This window comes from Stieleria varia (assembly GCF_038443385.1).
Taxonomy (GTDB): Bacteria; Planctomycetota; Planctomycetia; order Pirellulales; family Pirellulaceae; genus Stieleria; species Stieleria varia.
The window spans coordinates 3,793,329-3,808,558 of record NZ_CP151726.1; the positions used below are offsets into that span (position 1 = coordinate 3,793,329).

The 15,230-nt window shown below is 57.1% G+C and carries 10 protein-coding genes; 5 read left to right on the plus strand and 5 right to left on the minus strand.

Features of this window, described 5'->3' with window-relative positions; all coding sequences use genetic code 11:
• Positions 1–71 precede the first annotated feature (71 nt).
• On the plus strand, positions 72–758 hold the full coding sequence (locus Pla52nx_RS12485; RefSeq protein ID WP_146518516.1) for a DUF2461 domain-containing protein: 687 nt from the start codon (positions 72–74) through the stop codon (positions 756–758).
• A 22-nt stretch (positions 759–780) separates the two neighbouring features.
• A complete protein-coding gene (locus tag Pla52nx_RS12490) occupies positions 781–2,634 on the plus strand; it encodes a sulfatase-like hydrolase/transferase (protein ID WP_146518515.1) in 1,854 nt (617 codons plus the stop codon).
• A gap of 550 nt (positions 2,635–3,184) precedes the next feature.
• Here the strand turns inward: Pla52nx_RS12490 and Pla52nx_RS12495 are convergent.
• The 4 genes from Pla52nx_RS12495 to Pla52nx_RS12510 form a co-directional block, all read right to left on the minus strand.
• Entirely contained in the window at positions 3,185–4,672 is a 1,488-nt protein-coding gene (locus tag Pla52nx_RS12495) for a DUF1501 domain-containing protein (protein ID WP_146518514.1), read from the minus strand.
• Between the two features lie 48 nt (positions 4,673–4,720).
• Positions 4,721–7,660, minus strand: a complete 2,940-nt coding sequence (locus Pla52nx_RS12500) for a PSD1 and planctomycete cytochrome C domain-containing protein (protein ID WP_146518513.1) — start codon at positions 7,658–7,660, stop codon at positions 4,721–4,723.
• 210 nt (positions 7,661–7,870) lie between these two features.
• Positions 7,871–8,797 carry an alkaline phosphatase family protein gene (locus Pla52nx_RS12505; protein ID WP_146518512.1) on the minus strand — a complete coding sequence of 309 codons (927 nt, stop codon included), beginning with the start codon at positions 8,795–8,797 and terminating at the stop codon, positions 7,871–7,873.
• A 94-nt stretch (positions 8,798–8,891) separates the two neighbouring features.
• Positions 8,892–9,518, minus strand: coding sequence for a DUF2238 domain-containing protein (locus Pla52nx_RS12510; protein ID WP_146518511.1), 627 nt, complete (start codon positions 9,516–9,518; stop codon positions 8,892–8,894).
• A 79-nt stretch (positions 9,519–9,597) separates the two neighbouring features.
• On the opposite strand from Pla52nx_RS12510, the gene Pla52nx_RS12515 reads away from it, so the two are divergent.
• The 3 genes from Pla52nx_RS12515 to Pla52nx_RS12525 all read left to right on the plus strand — a co-directional run bounded on the left by Pla52nx_RS12515 (position 9,598) and on the right by Pla52nx_RS12525 (position 12,321).
• Complete coding sequence (locus tag Pla52nx_RS12515; protein WP_197454296.1) at positions 9,598–9,774, plus strand: hypothetical protein; 177 nt, start codon at positions 9,598–9,600, stop codon at positions 9,772–9,774.
• Positions 9,775–9,874: 100 nt separating this feature from the next.
• Entirely contained in the window at positions 9,875–10,753 is an 879-nt protein-coding gene (locus tag Pla52nx_RS12520) for a methyltransferase domain-containing protein (RefSeq protein WP_146518510.1), read from the plus strand.
• Positions 10,754–10,842: 89 nt separating this feature from the next.
• On the plus strand, positions 10,843–12,321 hold the full coding sequence (locus tag Pla52nx_RS12525) for a sulfatase family protein (RefSeq protein ID WP_146518509.1): 1,479 nt from the start codon (positions 10,843–10,845) through the stop codon (positions 12,319–12,321).
• A gap of 417 nt (positions 12,322–12,738) precedes the next feature.
• On the opposite strand, the gene Pla52nx_RS12530 is transcribed toward Pla52nx_RS12525, so the two are convergent.
• The gene (locus Pla52nx_RS12530; RefSeq protein WP_146518508.1) at positions 12,739–15,174 is read right to left on the minus strand and encodes a TonB-dependent receptor plug domain-containing protein; all 2,436 of its coding nucleotides are present in this window, start codon (positions 15,172–15,174) and stop codon (positions 12,739–12,741) included.
• Between the last annotated feature and the right edge of the window lie 56 nt (positions 15,175–15,230).

The window sequence follows — 15,230 nt, forward strand, 5'->3', positions numbered from 1 at the left end:
CGCCGACCCTGCGATTGCCCCTTTTTTGCCGTCTCATTCTCTGACCGCTACAACCGATACCCCAGCCTAAGATGCCTCAACCGATTCTTTCCAAGCGACTTTTTCGATTTCTGCGTGAACTAAAGGACAACAACAATCGAGAGTGGTTCGCCGAAAACAAACTCCGTTACGAGAGCGATGTCCGGGACCCTGCGGTGGAGTTGGTTGCAGCGTTGGAAAAACCGCTGGCCAAGGCCGCGCCGATGTTGGTTGCCATCCCCAAAGGTCATGGCGGCAGCGTCATGCGAATCTATCGCGACACACGTTTTGGGAAAAACAAGGATCCCTACAAGACCAATGTCGGCATCTCGATTCGCCACCAAGCGGGCAAGGACATTCATGCACCTGGGATCTATATTCACTTGGAACCAGGCGACTGTTTCATCGGCGCCGGTACTTGGCGTCCCGAAAGCAGCACGCTTTCCGCGATTCGATCCTCCATCGACAGCAATCCGGCCGCTTGGAAACGGGCTCGTGACAACAAAGCGTTTCGAGAACACTTTCAGTGGGTGGGCGAAAGCTTGAAAACAGCACCGCGTGACTATCCCAAGGATCATCCGTTGATCGAAGACCTGAAACGCAAGGATTTCATTGCGATCGCTCCACTGACGGAAAAAGATCTGACGGGAGACGCCGCGATCTCGCTGCTGATGGAGCGTGTTCGACAAGCCAAGCCGGCAATGAAGTTCTTGTGTGAGGCGATCGACGTGCCGTATTAGACGCCGGAATATAAAACGAAATATGAACGCAGACGCTGAGGACAACCGCTGGGATTCCGCTCACGCCCTGCATTCGTTGACGTTGTGGGCCGCATGGTGCTGCGCCGCAACATGGGCCATATGTCGATTCTCTCCTTACGGCGACGTCGAGGCGGCATTTCAAGCTGGCTTTCCTTTCGCGGATGCTTGGATCGTTTTTCGAGCCGGCGTCTTGTGCCTTGTGGCGATGGGGCTGGCGGAGTTTCTGCAACGCAGCTTGCGTATTCGACTTTATCTTCTTGCCGCAGTCGCGATTCTCGCCATCCCGATGCTGGTCTTCGCAAATTCGGTCCTGGTGAGCTGGGTCGGCCGTTCTTTGTTCGACGCCGAGACTTGGGATCACGCTTGGAATCATGGCGGCGAGCTGGCCGGGCACATTCCCTCTGGAGCGATTCGGTTGTTCGCGATGGCCATCGTCGGCGGTCTTGTCTTTTCGATCGTTGGTGGTTGGGGTGCATGTCGGCTCGGTCGACGATGGAGAGAAAATGCACCTCGCGTTTGGCCTATTTTTGTGGGTGCCATCATGGTATCGGTTTCGGGGCTTTTGGGAATTCCAGCGTGGACACACCGCGTCCCCGAGATCGCTTCTCGGGCAGATGAATTGATGGTTCCGCCGGCAGGAGTCAGCGTCGAGATGGCACGACGGATCGAGGCGATGGACATGCGGCATCGTCAAGTGACGGTCACCGCCAAACCGCAATCTTGTCGTGACATCGTGGTGGTTGTCATCGAATCCTTTCGCCCGGAGTTGGTCACGCCGGACGTGATGCCGAACCTGGCTGCGTTGGCACAGAGGAGCGTGGTTTGTCGGAATCATTTTTCCGGCGGAAATGCCACCACACACGGCATGTTCAGCTTGCTCAATGGGCTCAGCGCGGTCTGGTACTCGCGTCCGGTTCGCACGGCCCCGATCGGATTGCGATTGTTTCGCGAAGCGGGCTATGAACTGGGGTTCTTTGGGGGACACGACGACTGGGAGAAATTTCGTATGACGGGGTTCATCAATCGAGCCACGTTCGACGTGATGGAGACACAGTCGATGAACTGGCTGACCACAGATCGCCAAGCGACCGAGAGGGCAGCGGTTTTCTTGAACGCCGATAAAGCGTCACGTCGTCCGCGAATGGCGGTGCTGTATCTCTACTCGACGCATGCGGACTACCGAAGCTATGCCTCGGATCAAGTCTTTCAGCCCGCAGCGGATGATCGCTATTTGATCCCATACACGAATTCGATGCGACCGTTGGTCTGGAATCGCTACAAGAACAGTGCAAGGAGTGTGGATCGATTGTTAGCTGGCGTTCTCGACGACGAGCGTATCGTGGCTGTCGTCGGTGACCACGGCGAGTCCTTTCTCGAGGATGGTGTCTGTGGGCACGGGACCAAGTTGAATCGTTATCAAAACATGACACCGGCCGTCATCTATTGTCCACGGCAGACACCGCAGCAGGTTGATGCTGTCACCGGACACGCTGATGTGCTGCCGACCATCCTCGGCGCCGCGGGAATCATCGTGTCCGACCCGGAGGCTATGGACGGTGTGAATCTGTTGGATGCGTCAGAACGCGACGTCAGGGATCGAGTGACGGTAACTCGAAACTACTTGGATGATCAGTATCTGTTGGTGCCTGGCAACGTGTCGGATCGCGAGCCGATGATCGGGCATCGTGTGGAGCTGACTTTGAATGAATGGCAAGCCAGCGTGTTAGAAACGATGTTCCTGTCGTCGAATGACCCGTCCGAGCCAGATGGCGAAGCGGGCGGTGTGTCAGATGGTGCGGCCGTCTTGCAAGAATGGATCGAGAAGCGTTTGCCTCGTGTGGTCGAGCGAGATTGAATCCGAAAGCGATGGCATCCCGACCGTAACAGGGGCAAACACCAAAGCCCAGGGTTGCGCTGGGCTGTTCAAAATTGGGGGTGTGGCATTCTCAGACGAAGGTAGCCGTCAGTTGTTTCCTCCGCCGAGACAAGCTCGACGGAAGGAGCTTCGCGGAACAAAGCCTGCGAATTCCAAATCCAATGCAATAACAAACACTAGCCCGGATTATTCACGCGACTCAATACGGTCATCGCAACACGTTTGCAAAAAACGGCTTACGCGGATTGGCACGAAAACAGTCTGCGCACATCAGCCGCCACGCGATAGCGTCCGGTTCTCACGCCTATACTCGGGAACCGAACGCTATCGCGTGCCGGCTAATGAATAATCCGGGCTAGTGCATCGTCCAGTCTTGATTTTGGGGTTAGCCGTTTTGGCGTTAGCCACGGTTGAGTCGCGAAAACCGTGGCTAACGCCAAAACGGCTCATTTATCAAACCCACGTTCCAAGACTGGACGATGCACTAGCGTACGCTATCGACTTGGAAAGTCGAGCGACTTTCGAGCGGCTATGCCAGGATGTCGTGGATGACTTGTGTGGGTTTGACGCCGGTGAGTCGTTGGTTCAGACCTTGAAAGGGGACGCTGAAACGTTCATGGTCAAAACCCAGCAAGTGCAGAAGGGTGGCGTGGAAATCACGCAATTGCACCGGGTTGTGTACCGCAGAGTAGCCGACCGCATCGGTTTCGCCGTAGGTCATTCCGGGTTTCACGCCACCACCGGCCATCCACAGAGTGAACGCGCCTGGATTGTGGTCGCGACCGACATAGGTCATCTCTGTTCCGCCGCGGTTTTCGCGCATCGGAGTGCGTCCGAATTCGCCGCTCCAGATCACCAGGGTGTCTTCCAGCATGCCGCGTTGTTTGAGATCACCCAGCAGCGCGGCGATCGGGCGATCGGTCTCTTCGCATTTCGTCTTGAAACCGTCGTTGAGCGCTTCGTTCTTCGCCGATCCATGAGAGTCCCAACCCCAGTCGAACAGTTGAATGAAGCGCACATCGCGTTCGGCCAGTCGGCGGGCCAGCAAACAGTTGTTGGCAAAGGATTCTTTGCCCGGCTCGGAACCGTACGCTTCGTGCACACTGGCGGGTTCTTTGGTGATGTCCATCGCATCCGGCACGGCGGCTTGCATGCGGAAAGCCATCTCGTATTGAGCGATTCGAGTCAGCGTTTCGGGATCGCCGTACTCTTCGCTGGCCCGTTGGTTCAATCGATTCAGCGTATCCAGCATCGCGCGTCGTGAATCGCGGGTGACGCCGGGCGGGTTGGAAATGTCCAGCACCGGATCTCCTTGGCTGCGACACTGGACGCCTTGGTAGACCGATGGCAGGAAACCGGCGCTCCACAACGCTTTGCCCGCACGCGGTTGTCGGCCGCCGGAAAGCAGCACGATGAACCCCGGCAAGTCTTCGTTCTCCGTGCCCAGCCCCCAAGTCAACCAGGAACCGATCGATGGGTAGCCCATGCGAGACTGTCCGGTGTGCACCATCAACTGGGCCGGACCGTGATTGAATTGGTCCGTTTGCATGGATTTGATGAAACAAACGTCATCGACATGCTTGGCAAAGTGTGGCATTCGATCGGAAACCCATGCGCCACACTCGCCATGTTGTTCAAACGGGAACTGGCTGCCCAGCATCTTCGGCGTTCCTTGAATGAACGCGAACCGTTTTCCTTCCATGAATTCTTTTGGGCAATCCTTGCCATCGAGACGTTGCAAGTCAGGCTTGTAGTCGAACAGTTCCAGTTGGCTGGGGGCACCGATCATGTGCAAATAAATCACCCGTTTGGCTTTGGCCGGGTGTGGTGGTGCCAGTGGGCTCAGCGGATTGGCGGCCGAGTGAACCGGTTTGACGCCAGTGTTGGCCGACGCCGTGTTCTGCATCGCCAGCCACATCGCCCCCATGCCGGTCGCACAGCCTTGGAGGAAATGCCGACGCGTGTCACTCTGCAGCGAAGCGAGTTGAGATTCCAGTTTTAGTCGTTCGTTATTCATGATTGATTATCTGTTTGGGGGCGATCGCTGGTGTCGGTACGATGCATTTCACTTCGTGACGACTTCGTCCAAATTCAGCAAGACGCTTGCGACGGTCGTCAGTGCGGTCAGTTCCGTCGTGCTGGAATTCTCGTTTTGGCTTTGTTCTTCGTTGTCTGAGTCGATGGCGACGCTGTCTGTTGCGACGCTGTTGTAAAGCTCGATCAGATCACTCACATCGGCTTCACCCGGCTCGCGTCCGGTGACAACAATGAATCCCTGACGAATCTGATCCTCGGGCGTTGCGGCTGATTTCTGCATCCGACGAGCGAGCCCTTCGGAGCATTCGATGAAGGTTTGGTCGTTCAACATCATCAATGCTTGGACGGGAGTGTTGGAGTTCATCCGCCTGGGAGTACAGAATTCGCGTGACGGTGCATCAAAGGCGGCAAACATCGGGTAGGGAATGCTGCGTTTGGTGTACGTGTAGATCGAGCGGCGGTATCGATTGTCGTCGTTGACTCCGGGCGTGTTCCATTTGTCGCCGCCGGAGAAAGGTCGCCAGACACCGTCGGGGATCGGAGGGTGGACCGGCTTGCCGAATGGTTTCTCGCTCAACAACCCGGCGAATGCGAGTGCCTGATCTCGGACGATTTCCGCGGACAAGCGATTTCGGGGGCCACGAGCGAGCAGGCGATTTTGGGGATCACGCTCGTTGAGTTCGGGACGGATCTTGGAGCTTTGCCGATACGTGCTGGAGAGCACCAGTTCACGGATCAGCCGTTTTCGGCTCCATTGGAACTCGTTTTGGAAACGAACCGCCAAGTCGTCCAGCAAGCGGGGGTGCGACGGCGGTTCGCCGGAGTCGCCAAAGTCTTCTTCGGTGGCGACCAAACCGATGCCAAAAAGTCTGGCCCAGATCCGGTTGACTTCCACGCGTGCGGTCAGCGGATTCTCTGGGCTGACCAGCCAACGGGCCAAAGCCAGTCGGTCGGCGGGAACGTCCGCGGGCAAGGGTGGCAACGAATCGGGAGTGTTGGGGGTCACCTCCTGATCTTTGGTCAAAAACAATCCGCGCTGAAAAACATGCATCGGACGTTTGAAACGCTCGGGGCGTTCTCGCAAGACCGGCGTTGCCACCGAAGCGATCTTGGAGCGTTTTTGATTCAGCTCTTTGAGCTGTGCTTGCTGTTCTTGAAATGACTGATCGTCGACGAGTTTTTGGAAATGGTCCGAATCGGTCACCGCCAAGTGACCGCGGCGGGTGAGCAAGGAGAACGACGCGAGAATGAAAATGCGATGATTCAGTTTCAGTTCGATACGTGATCCGGCAGGCACGTCGAGCGGTGAGTCCAGCACCAACGCGGCTTGTCGTGGATAGTGGATCCGTGAGAACGCCGCAAAGCCTTGGTTGGATTTCGCATTCAGGCTTTCCTGGGGATCATAAAACGGCTCCGGTTCGTCGATGACCAGTCGGTCGAGTTTGATCGGCGTCGGGTTTTCTTGACCGGGAACGATCATTTCCGCCGAGACGTGAGACAACACAAATCCCCATTCGGAATCACGAACGGCGGTCTCCGGATCCAACGGCAATGCGGTCAGGCGGATCGCCGAGAGTTGTTTCAGGTTCTCCGGCAAGGGAGCCTGAAGCGTGATTTGTGTGTCCCGGCTGACCGTGTCGACGGTAAAGAATTCGTCATGGTCGCCCTTCCGTTCGACTTGCAATTGCGTGGCAGTGTTGGACGATGCGGTCAAGTCGACGAGAGGTTGCCAGATCGTTTGATTCGCCAGGATCTCGTATTCACGCTGCCACGTTTCTTTTTGCAGGTCTCTGATCTGGCGATCCAGTTCCGACGCGGCGTCGTAGTCGCTGGTTTGCACGGGGACTTGGAGAGTCGGCCATTCTTGGTCCAAGTCACAGTCGGCGGTGTTGTTAAAGAACGCGGCGAACTCGTAGAACTCTTCGTGACGGAACGGACCGTAGGGGTGGCTGTGGCATTGCACACATCCGAACGTGACTCCTTGCCAAGTTTGCCAAGTGGTGCTGACGCGATCCAGGACCGCTGCGACCCGGAATTCTTCGTCGTCCGTTCCGCCTTCCTCGTTCGTCTGTGTCATACGATGACCGGCCGTCGCCACGATGTCACCGATACTGGGCTCGGGCAGCAGGTCACCGGCCATTTGCTTGATCGTGAACTGATCGTATGGCATGTCGCTGTTCAAGGAGTCGATCACCCAATCGCGGAACTTCCAAATCTGCCGTTGCCCATCCAGTCCGAGACCTTTGGAATCCGCGTAGCGAATTTGGTCCAACCAGACACTTGCCCATCGTTCGCCAAAGGCGGGTGAGTCCAGCAGTTGATCGACCAAGTTACTGCAGGCTGTCTCCGAATCATTGGCATAGTTCGCCAGGAACGCCTCGCGTTGTTCCGGCGTTGGCGGCAGTCCGGTGAGGTCCAGCGTCACTCGGCGAAGCCAACGTTCAGGCGAAGCATCTGGCGACGGCTCAAGTCCCGCGTGGGTCAAGCGATCCAATACAAAACGGTCGACAGGTTCACGCGGCCACTTGCTGTCGCCGGTATCGGGTGCGGTTTGGGGCTTGGGGGCGACGTAAGCCCAGTGTTCTGACCACTGAGCACCTGCGCTGATCCAACGTCTGAGCGTCGCAATTTCATCTTCGCTGAGTCCGCGTCCATGGTCCGGCGGCGGCATCTTTTCGTCTGCGTCCTCTGACGTCACGCGATCGATCAGGACAGATTCGTCGGGCTGGCCGGGTTCAACGATCCATCCGTCAGGCGGAAGCACTTTGTCGCGGTAAACGAACGACACGTCGCCCGCTTGTTTGACTCCGCCGTGACAGGCGGTGCAGTGCTCCGTAAAGATCGGCCGCACATCGTCGTTGAAATTGACGGTCGTCACGTTGGGTTTGTCGTCGCAGAACGCTGCGTTTCGTCCGGTGACCAACAGCAAGCCGACGGCGATCGCGCGAGTGGTCAAACTGGCATTCATGGATTTGGTCAAATGGTTCAAAGTTGATTCTTGCGCTAAGTAAAGAGTGTGCGTTGCTACCCAGATATTTTGACCGCAAACAGCAGGTCGGATACCCCCCGGAGAGTGCAAATGCGGAGATGTACGTCAGGCTTTCCAGCCTGACACCTCACGGCAACAGGTTCAGGGGTATGTCAGCCTAGAAAGGCTGACGTACGGCCAACGTACGGGTCACCTCAGTCCGACGGGTTTGCCGTCGAGTTTCCAATTCGGGTCAATCGTCACCCCCAAGTGTACCAGTGCGGTCATCGGCAGATCGACCAGCTCCGTCGGAGATTCGATGGGGCCTTTTGCCGCATCGCTGCCGCTGACGATCAGGAATGTCGTGTTGATCTCCGGCAAATCGTGTCCTCCACCGTGGCTGGTGCCCCGTCCTCCGTGATCCGTCGACACCAGCACCAGCCAGTGTTCACTCTTGTAATTGGGACGCGACCGCAGTGCAGCGAGCACCTTCTGCACGTTCGAATCCACGGTTTCGATCGCCGACAGGTAACTCGCGACGGAAGGATGAAAGCCGTCTCGATGTCCGGTTTCATCGACGGCGCCAAAATAGACCATCATGGCGTGTGGATCATCGCTCGCCAGTATCTCCGCCGCGTCCCTCGCGATCACCGCGTCTTGTTCGGTGTACCCATCGGCTCCTTCGGCTGGATACACCTTGTGCACATCGGCATGGCTGACGATGTGCGTGTCGATCGGTTCCCAGTCGACCAGTGAGACGGTTCGCGCAGCGGGGAACCGTTGTTTGATACGTGCAAAGAAGTGCGGAAAGTCGACGTAGTTCTTTCCTTTGAAGCTGTTGTCGTGAACACCATGTTTGTCCGCCCAAACACCGGTCAAGAAACTGGACCAACCGGGACCGCTGACCGTGTTGTTGAAACGGTATCGTTTGCCAAGAATCTGCGTCGATTCGCTCATGGCTCCATCGGCGACCAAACTGTCCAACGCAGGGGTCTTTGCGGCTTGCAGCGCATCGCGACGACAGCCATCGATGCCGATGACCAAAACGCGACGTTCTGGAGTTTGTTCACAGAATCCCGAAACAGCCCCAAGGCAGACGACCGACGCAATGAATGTCAGGTGGCAAAAGAAACGCATGGATGAATGGCCTCAAGTCGTACAGGGAAAGCATTCTAGCGATGGTTTCACTAGTGTAACCGATCCTGCGCGACTCATCTTCACGGCATCGTCGTCAATTCGCAGCACGCCGCGCAGGTAGAGCGCTCCATCGATAGCAGAACGCAGCGGAAATCATTGCCCCGAGCCCGGCCAACGCGAGATCCTTTTGCGGGTCCCACACGTCACCCTGTTGACCGTTATACGACTCCGCCATCTGCGGCGAGAATGTGATGGCGATTTGCCATTCAATGACTTCGTAAATTGCACCGACTGCCAGCACACAACTGATCGCCAAGAGCGCAGCTGCGAGTGGCTTCAGACCACAACTGCGTTGCAACCATTCTGAAAACATCGGAACGCCCAAGACACCGGATGCGAAATGCACAAGGCGATCGTAGTGATTGCGTTGCCAACCAAAGATCTCCGAGATCGAAACCCCGAGCAGAGATTCCGAGGCAGCGTCGTAGGGGACGAAGGAATAGATCCAACGAGCGCCGATCAAATGCAGCCACAGAAAGCCAATGGCACATGTGAACGACAGAGTTGTCGGCGAGAGTCGAACGACGGCAAACGCGATCAATGCAACCGCCACCAACGTCGGAATGTGTTGCAGAATCAACTCCTCCGGATACGGGGCATCGACGAAAGACGCAGGGATCGCGATGGCGGTCAGTATGATAATCACTAGTCGCGTTTTCATTGAAGGCGCCGCTCGTTGATTGGATTGATGGTATCCTTGACGAATCACGGTTGTACCATCAAGGCCCCCCAAGAGTTCGATGAATCCTTACGAACCTCCCGGCGACATCAAACACCGTCTCGATCCGCAGACAGATATTGCTGATCCGCAGACAGATGACGAACGATCCGATTCGCATGTGAGGATGTTTCTCGGTGCAATACTCGGTTCGATCGTGTTTGGCTTGCTGATGGAATTGATCAGTCGGCTGAACTGAGGGATGGTGCATGGTGATGGGAGTTCTGACGAATCCCATTACGGTGGTGGCGCCGACTTGTGGGGCATCCGAAGCGGCCAGCGGATGCTAAGATGCCGCGATGTTTCCACTGAGATGTACCGTTCGAGCATGCGAGGAGCCACTCAACTTGAGTGACAGCGGTTTGCGTTGCGCTCGCGGTCACCATTTTGATCGTGCCAAGGAAGGTTACTGGAGTTTGCTGCAGCCACAGGATCGCAAGTCAAAGAATCCTGGCGATTCGGAGTCCGCCGTGCTGGCTCGGCATCGTTGGCTGCAACGCGGACTTGCGAATGGTTTGATCGATGCGTTGCGTCCATGGGTTGATGGTGATGCAGTCAGCGGCGATGGGGGAACCCGTTCCGAAGCGATGATGACGACGCTGGATTTGGGATGTGGGGAAGGCACCTTTGGTCCGGCGTTGTTCGGCGAGCAATCCGCTGGTTACTGCGGCATCGATCTCTCCAAACGCGCGATCAAGCTTGCGGCGCGGCGTTGGCCCCCGGCGACTTGGGTGCTGGCCAACGCGGATCGTGGCTTGCCGGCGGCCGACGCCAGCGTCGACCGTGTGCTGTCCCTATTTGGCCGAAGACCGACTGGTGAGATCCAGCGAGTGCTAAAACCCAACGGAATTTGTGTCGTGGCGGTTCCCGGCGAAGAAGACCTGATCGAGCTGCGCGAGCAGGTCCAGCAGTCCGGCCATCGACGTAGTCGTTGGGAGTTGGTGGTCGACGAGATGAACGCGGAGGGAATGCAGTTGGTCGAGCACCAGCTGTGGGCTGAACGTGTCGATTTGGAGCCCGACGCGATCGCGGATGCACTCGCGATGACCTACCGCGCTGTTCGTCACTCTCAGCAAGCACGCTTGGAATCGGTCACTGCGACGAGAGTCACTCTCGCTGCCGACCTGATGCTGTTTCGACGATCTGCAGCAAGTTCAGCCAGTGACTCCACAGAATGACCGAAGGTCCGGTTATCATGTGGCGGTTGAATCGCATCTGAATCGCATCCCGCCACATCTGACTTTTCACGACTTGGAGTCATTCCCCCATGAGATCCTCGGCACTTCCTCCATTGCTGTTTTTTTTCCTCTGCTCGATCTGCTTGACTGGCAAGCTGGCGGCAGCGGACGCACCCCGCCCCAATGTCATTTTGATCTTTATCGATGACATGGGTTACGGCGACGTCGGGTTCAATGGTGCCACGGTGCCTAAGACACCGAACCTGGATCAGATGGCCCGCGAAGGAACCAAGTTCACGGATTTTTATGTCGGATGTGCCGTGTGTTCAGGTTCTCGAACGGCACTGATGACCGGGTGCCACTACCAGCGACTCAGCATGGCGCCGGTGCTGTTTCCCAACAGCGATCGAGGGCTGCATCCCGACGAAGTCACCTTGGCGGACATGCTGCGGGCGACCGGATACCGCACGAAGTGCATTGGCAAGTGGCACCTGGGACACTTGCCCCCGTGTCTGCCTACCTTTCAAGGATTTGATTCCTATTGGGGCATCCCATACAGCAACGACATGTGGATCGATCCGGCCAATCGCATCGCAGATGACGTCGTGGTTCGCGACGGTTTGACCGTTGAGGAGATGCGTGAGGGTCACACGGGCAAGAACGTTGTTCCGATCATGCGTGACGAAGAGGTTGTCGAGTATCCCGCCGATCAAACGACGATTACGCGGCGCTACACGGAGAAAGCGATTGAGTTCATCAGCGAAAAACGCGACGAGCCGTTCTTTCTGTACTTGCCCCACACGATGGTCCACTTGCCTCTGGCCGTGTCTCCGGCATTCGACAATCCGGATAAGGACTTGATCACCAACGCGATCGAGGAAGTCGACTGGTCGGTCGGCGAGATTCTCAAGAGTGTGAAAGCTGCCGGGATTGCCGAGAACACACTGGTGATCTTTACCAGCGACAATGGCGCAGCCGTCGGATCGTCGTTGCCACTACGTGCCAAGAAGGGCAGCGTGTACGACGGGGGTATTCGCGAGCCCACGCTGATGTGGTGGCCGGGCAAGATTCCAGCGGGGGCAGTGTGCAGCGAAGTGGCGGCGTCGATCGATGTGATGCCCACCCTGGTCAATTTGTGCGGTGGCGAATTGCCCGAGCGAAAGATCGACGGCAAAGACATCTGGCCGTTGATGAGCGGCGCTCCCGATGCCAAGAGTCCCCACGAAGCGTACGTGTTGATGCATGGCCCGGGAACGGTCCGTAGTGGGAAATGGAAGTTCTATCCTTGGCAAGAAGGCAAAGGAAAACAGAGCCGAGACAATGCGAAGTGGAAACCCTCCACCGATCCGGTTCAGCTGTACGACACTGTCGCCGACATTGGTGAAACCACCAACGTTGCTGCTGCGCACCCGGAGGTCGTCGCACGATTGCAAGCAGCCTATGACGCGCACGTGGCGGAAATCAAAGCCAACACGCGTCCGACCGCTCAGATGACTCGTCCGGCCGGATCACCCCCGCCCAAACGGCCCGGCAATCCCAAGCCAAACGCAAAGAAGCAGAAGGCGTGAGCTGATTGGCAAGGAAGCGACGTGCGGCCAAACGAAGCGTGTTTGCCTCGTAGCCGAAGGCGCAGGAGGCACCACTATCGGCTCAATCCAAAGTCAAACGGTGTGCCCAACTGCGTCTTTGTCGACGTGGCGAAGCGGATTTCGCAGAGAACGTGCTTGGGACTGGTCAGCGAAACGTTTCCGCCCGCTATCGACTTGGAAAGTCGAGCGACAATTGTCGTTCGACTCTCAGAGTCGAAAACGCTTTCACGCCATCCCAAAGCCAAAAACCGAACTCAGGACTCCAACGCTATCGACTTGAAAAGTCGATAGCGTGCTCCCCAAATCCGTATTCCATCATCCATCACGTTCAACACAGCCCGGCGTACGCCGATTCACACCTTCGTTTTCGCGTCTCGGAGAGACGCGACCACATGTTTACAACGCGTATTGGTAGCCAAAGACGGCGTTGAAACCTTGCCCGTCCACTCCGCTGCCCAACACTCGGTAGTACTTGTCGGTGATGTTTTCCAGCGAGACGCTCAGTCGATGCTGGTTGCGGTCACCGAAGGAGCGTCCCGTGCGAACGTTCAGTGTCGCGTATCCGGGCGTTCCACCGGGGATGAATCGTACGTCGCCCAAGTTGGACGAGCTGTATCGGTCGGCCCGATCCACCATCCAAGTGAAAACATCGAAGTAGCCTTGGTGGCACGGATCGTTCAGACGCAACCCGAGGATGCCTTGAGTGGGCGGGATCCGTGAGATCGGTTCGCCGCTGGTCGTGATCGTTCCATAGGTGTAGTAGAAGTTTCCGTACAAGGCGAGATTGCGACCGAGCAGGTATTCACCGTTGAGTTCCGTGCCGTTGATGTAAGCGTTCTGGTTGGTCAAGAATCGCGTTCCGCCCACGACATCGCGTGAGATGAAACTGTCAAAGTCCGTCCAGAACTCGGTGACCTGCAATCGCAGTCGATCGTAATTGAACTTCAGGCCGACCTCATAGGTGTTGCTGTGTTCTGGTTGGACATCCAGGTTGCCGACGATGGGAGTGGATTGACCGTTTTGCAAGAAAGTTTTGTCGGCGGTCAAATCGTCCACTGTCGGAGCCCGGAATCCTTCGTGGTAACCGCCGAACAGACGCAGCTCATCGGTCACCAAGTACGACAGACCCGTGCTGGCGATCCAGTCCTGGTAAGTCCTCTGAAAGAATGTCGGACCGATGGTGTCGAAGTTCGGCGTTCCAGACACGTTGATGTTCTCGTAGCGAACCGACGTGGTCGCATCGAGACGCTCCGTCAGCGGGACGTACCAGGACGCATAGACGCCGACGCGATCGGCTTTCGAATCGTCTGGGTATTGGGGATCGGTCGGCGTTGCCGTAGCCCCCGGCAGTGTCGGGTTGTCGATACGAACGCGAGTGGCATCGATGGATTCGCTGTAGAAATCGGTGCCGTACGTGAGCTTGCCGAAGTCCTCCATGTCTTTGATCATCGACATCGTCACGCCCCAGCCGATGTCGTCAAACTCGCTGAGTTCGCGTCGTGTGGGCACAGCAGCAGGATCATTGCTGGCGTAGCGGTCGACCACGGACGCTTCTTTGGTCCGCATGCCTGAAAGGGTGACCGAGTAGGCATCGCCGAAAAACAGGTCGTCCGGTAGCAGGCCTTCCAAGCGTCCGTAGATCAAGTCTCGCTGTTGAGGATCGAAAACCGTGGGGCGTTGTGTCGGCACGCTGCCATCGGGTGCGGGCCCGAGCACGAACGGCAAGAATCGATCGCTACGTTTGAGATCATATTGCTCAAAGTGCTGCATTGCGAATGTGAACATGTGATACTCGTTGAGCATCCGTTGCAGCTTGATGTCGCCCGCGTATTGTTTGTAGTCCGTCCCCGGTTGGCGACCGAGATCGCCGCCGCGGTCCAACTCTCCAGTGTCCAAGTATGAAACGCCGCCGGTAAATCCTGTCGCGCCGTACCAACCGCTGAATCCCGTCCGAGTGTACGAGGACGCTTCCGCCGTGCTGTAGTACTGGCTGAACATCGGGCTCAAATGGTTTCCCTCCAACGGGCTGGCCGATCGGGTGACGACGTTGATCACACCGCCGATCGCGTCGCTGCCCCAAAGTGCGGATTCGGCACCGCGAATGATTTCGATGCGATCGATGGAGCCGGGATCGATCGTACCAACGTACTGGTTGGGACCGGGACGCAAGATGCTGGTGTTCATGCGGATGCCGTCCACCAGGACCAAAATTTGTTGGCCGGTCAGACCGCGGATGAACGGCGAGACTTGGCCGTTGCCGGTTTGCTGCAGCATCACACCGACTTCGTTTTGCAGCGCGCGGAACATCGATGTTGCCTGTCGACGATCCAACGCATCGCGGTCAACGATCGTTCCCATTCGGGGCGCTTCGAACAAACTCGTTTCGCTGCGAAAGATGCTGTTCAAGCCGCTCGGGTTGCTCATCGTGCGACCAAAAATCTGATCGCTCAGGGAGTCGAATGATTCGCTGAAGGGAGCGTCACTGGCTGGCGTGCTTTGGCCCCCCATCGCAGAGTTGGACGCTGATTGCGGTGAAACGGCGGATGCCGCCGCGTCGGGCTCGGTGGCTTGCAGCGTTGGGTCTCCGATCGGACTCGCATCCCGCGGCATCGTTTCGATGCCGGGTGTCTCTGCGGGAGTCGTCTCGGTGGAAGTCTCGGCTGGATCTGTGACCTGCGGCGGACGGACTTCGATTTCGGGCAAAGTCGGTTTGTTGTCCTGTTGCAGCGTCGACGCTAGTGCAACACGATTGCTTGGCAGATTGTTCTCGGCTGAGTATCCCAAAGGCGACACACCCAGTAGCGCCAATGCGATGAGGGAAATCCTTTTCACGTTTCATCCTAGATTTTCACAACGCCGGCAACCGTGGCGACTAGGCTAGGTTGTGA

Bases quoted from the DNA above. Each gene is read 5' to 3' on its own strand.
- Pla52nx_RS12515 (WP_197454296.1), top strand. From the start codon at position 9,598: ATGAATCCTTACGAACCTCCCGGCGACATCAAACACCGTCTCGATCCG.
- Pla52nx_RS12520 (WP_146518510.1), top strand. From the start codon at position 9,875: ATGTTTCCACTGAGATGTACCGTTCGAGCATGCGAGGAGCCACTCAAC.
- Pla52nx_RS12500 (WP_146518513.1), bottom strand. From the start codon at position 7,660: ATGAATGCCAGTTTGACCACTCGCGCGATCGCCGTCGGCTTGCTGTTG.
- Pla52nx_RS12525 (WP_146518509.1), top strand. From the start codon at position 10,843: ATGAGATCCTCGGCACTTCCTCCATTGCTGTTTTTTTTCCTCTGCTCG.
- Pla52nx_RS12485 (WP_146518516.1), top strand. From the start codon at position 72: ATGCCTCAACCGATTCTTTCCAAGCGACTTTTTCGATTTCTGCGTGAA.
- Pla52nx_RS12495 (WP_146518514.1), bottom strand. From the start codon at position 4,672: ATGAATAACGAACGACTAAAACTGGAATCTCAACTCGCTTCGCTGCAG.
- Pla52nx_RS12505 (WP_146518512.1), bottom strand. From the start codon at position 8,797: ATGCGTTTCTTTTGCCACCTGACATTCATTGCGTCGGTCGTCTGCCTT.
- Pla52nx_RS12510 (WP_146518511.1), bottom strand. From the start codon at position 9,518: ATGAAAACGCGACTAGTGATTATCATACTGACCGCCATCGCGATCCCT.
- Pla52nx_RS12490 (WP_146518515.1), top strand. From the start codon at position 781: ATGAACGCAGACGCTGAGGACAACCGCTGGGATTCCGCTCACGCCCTG.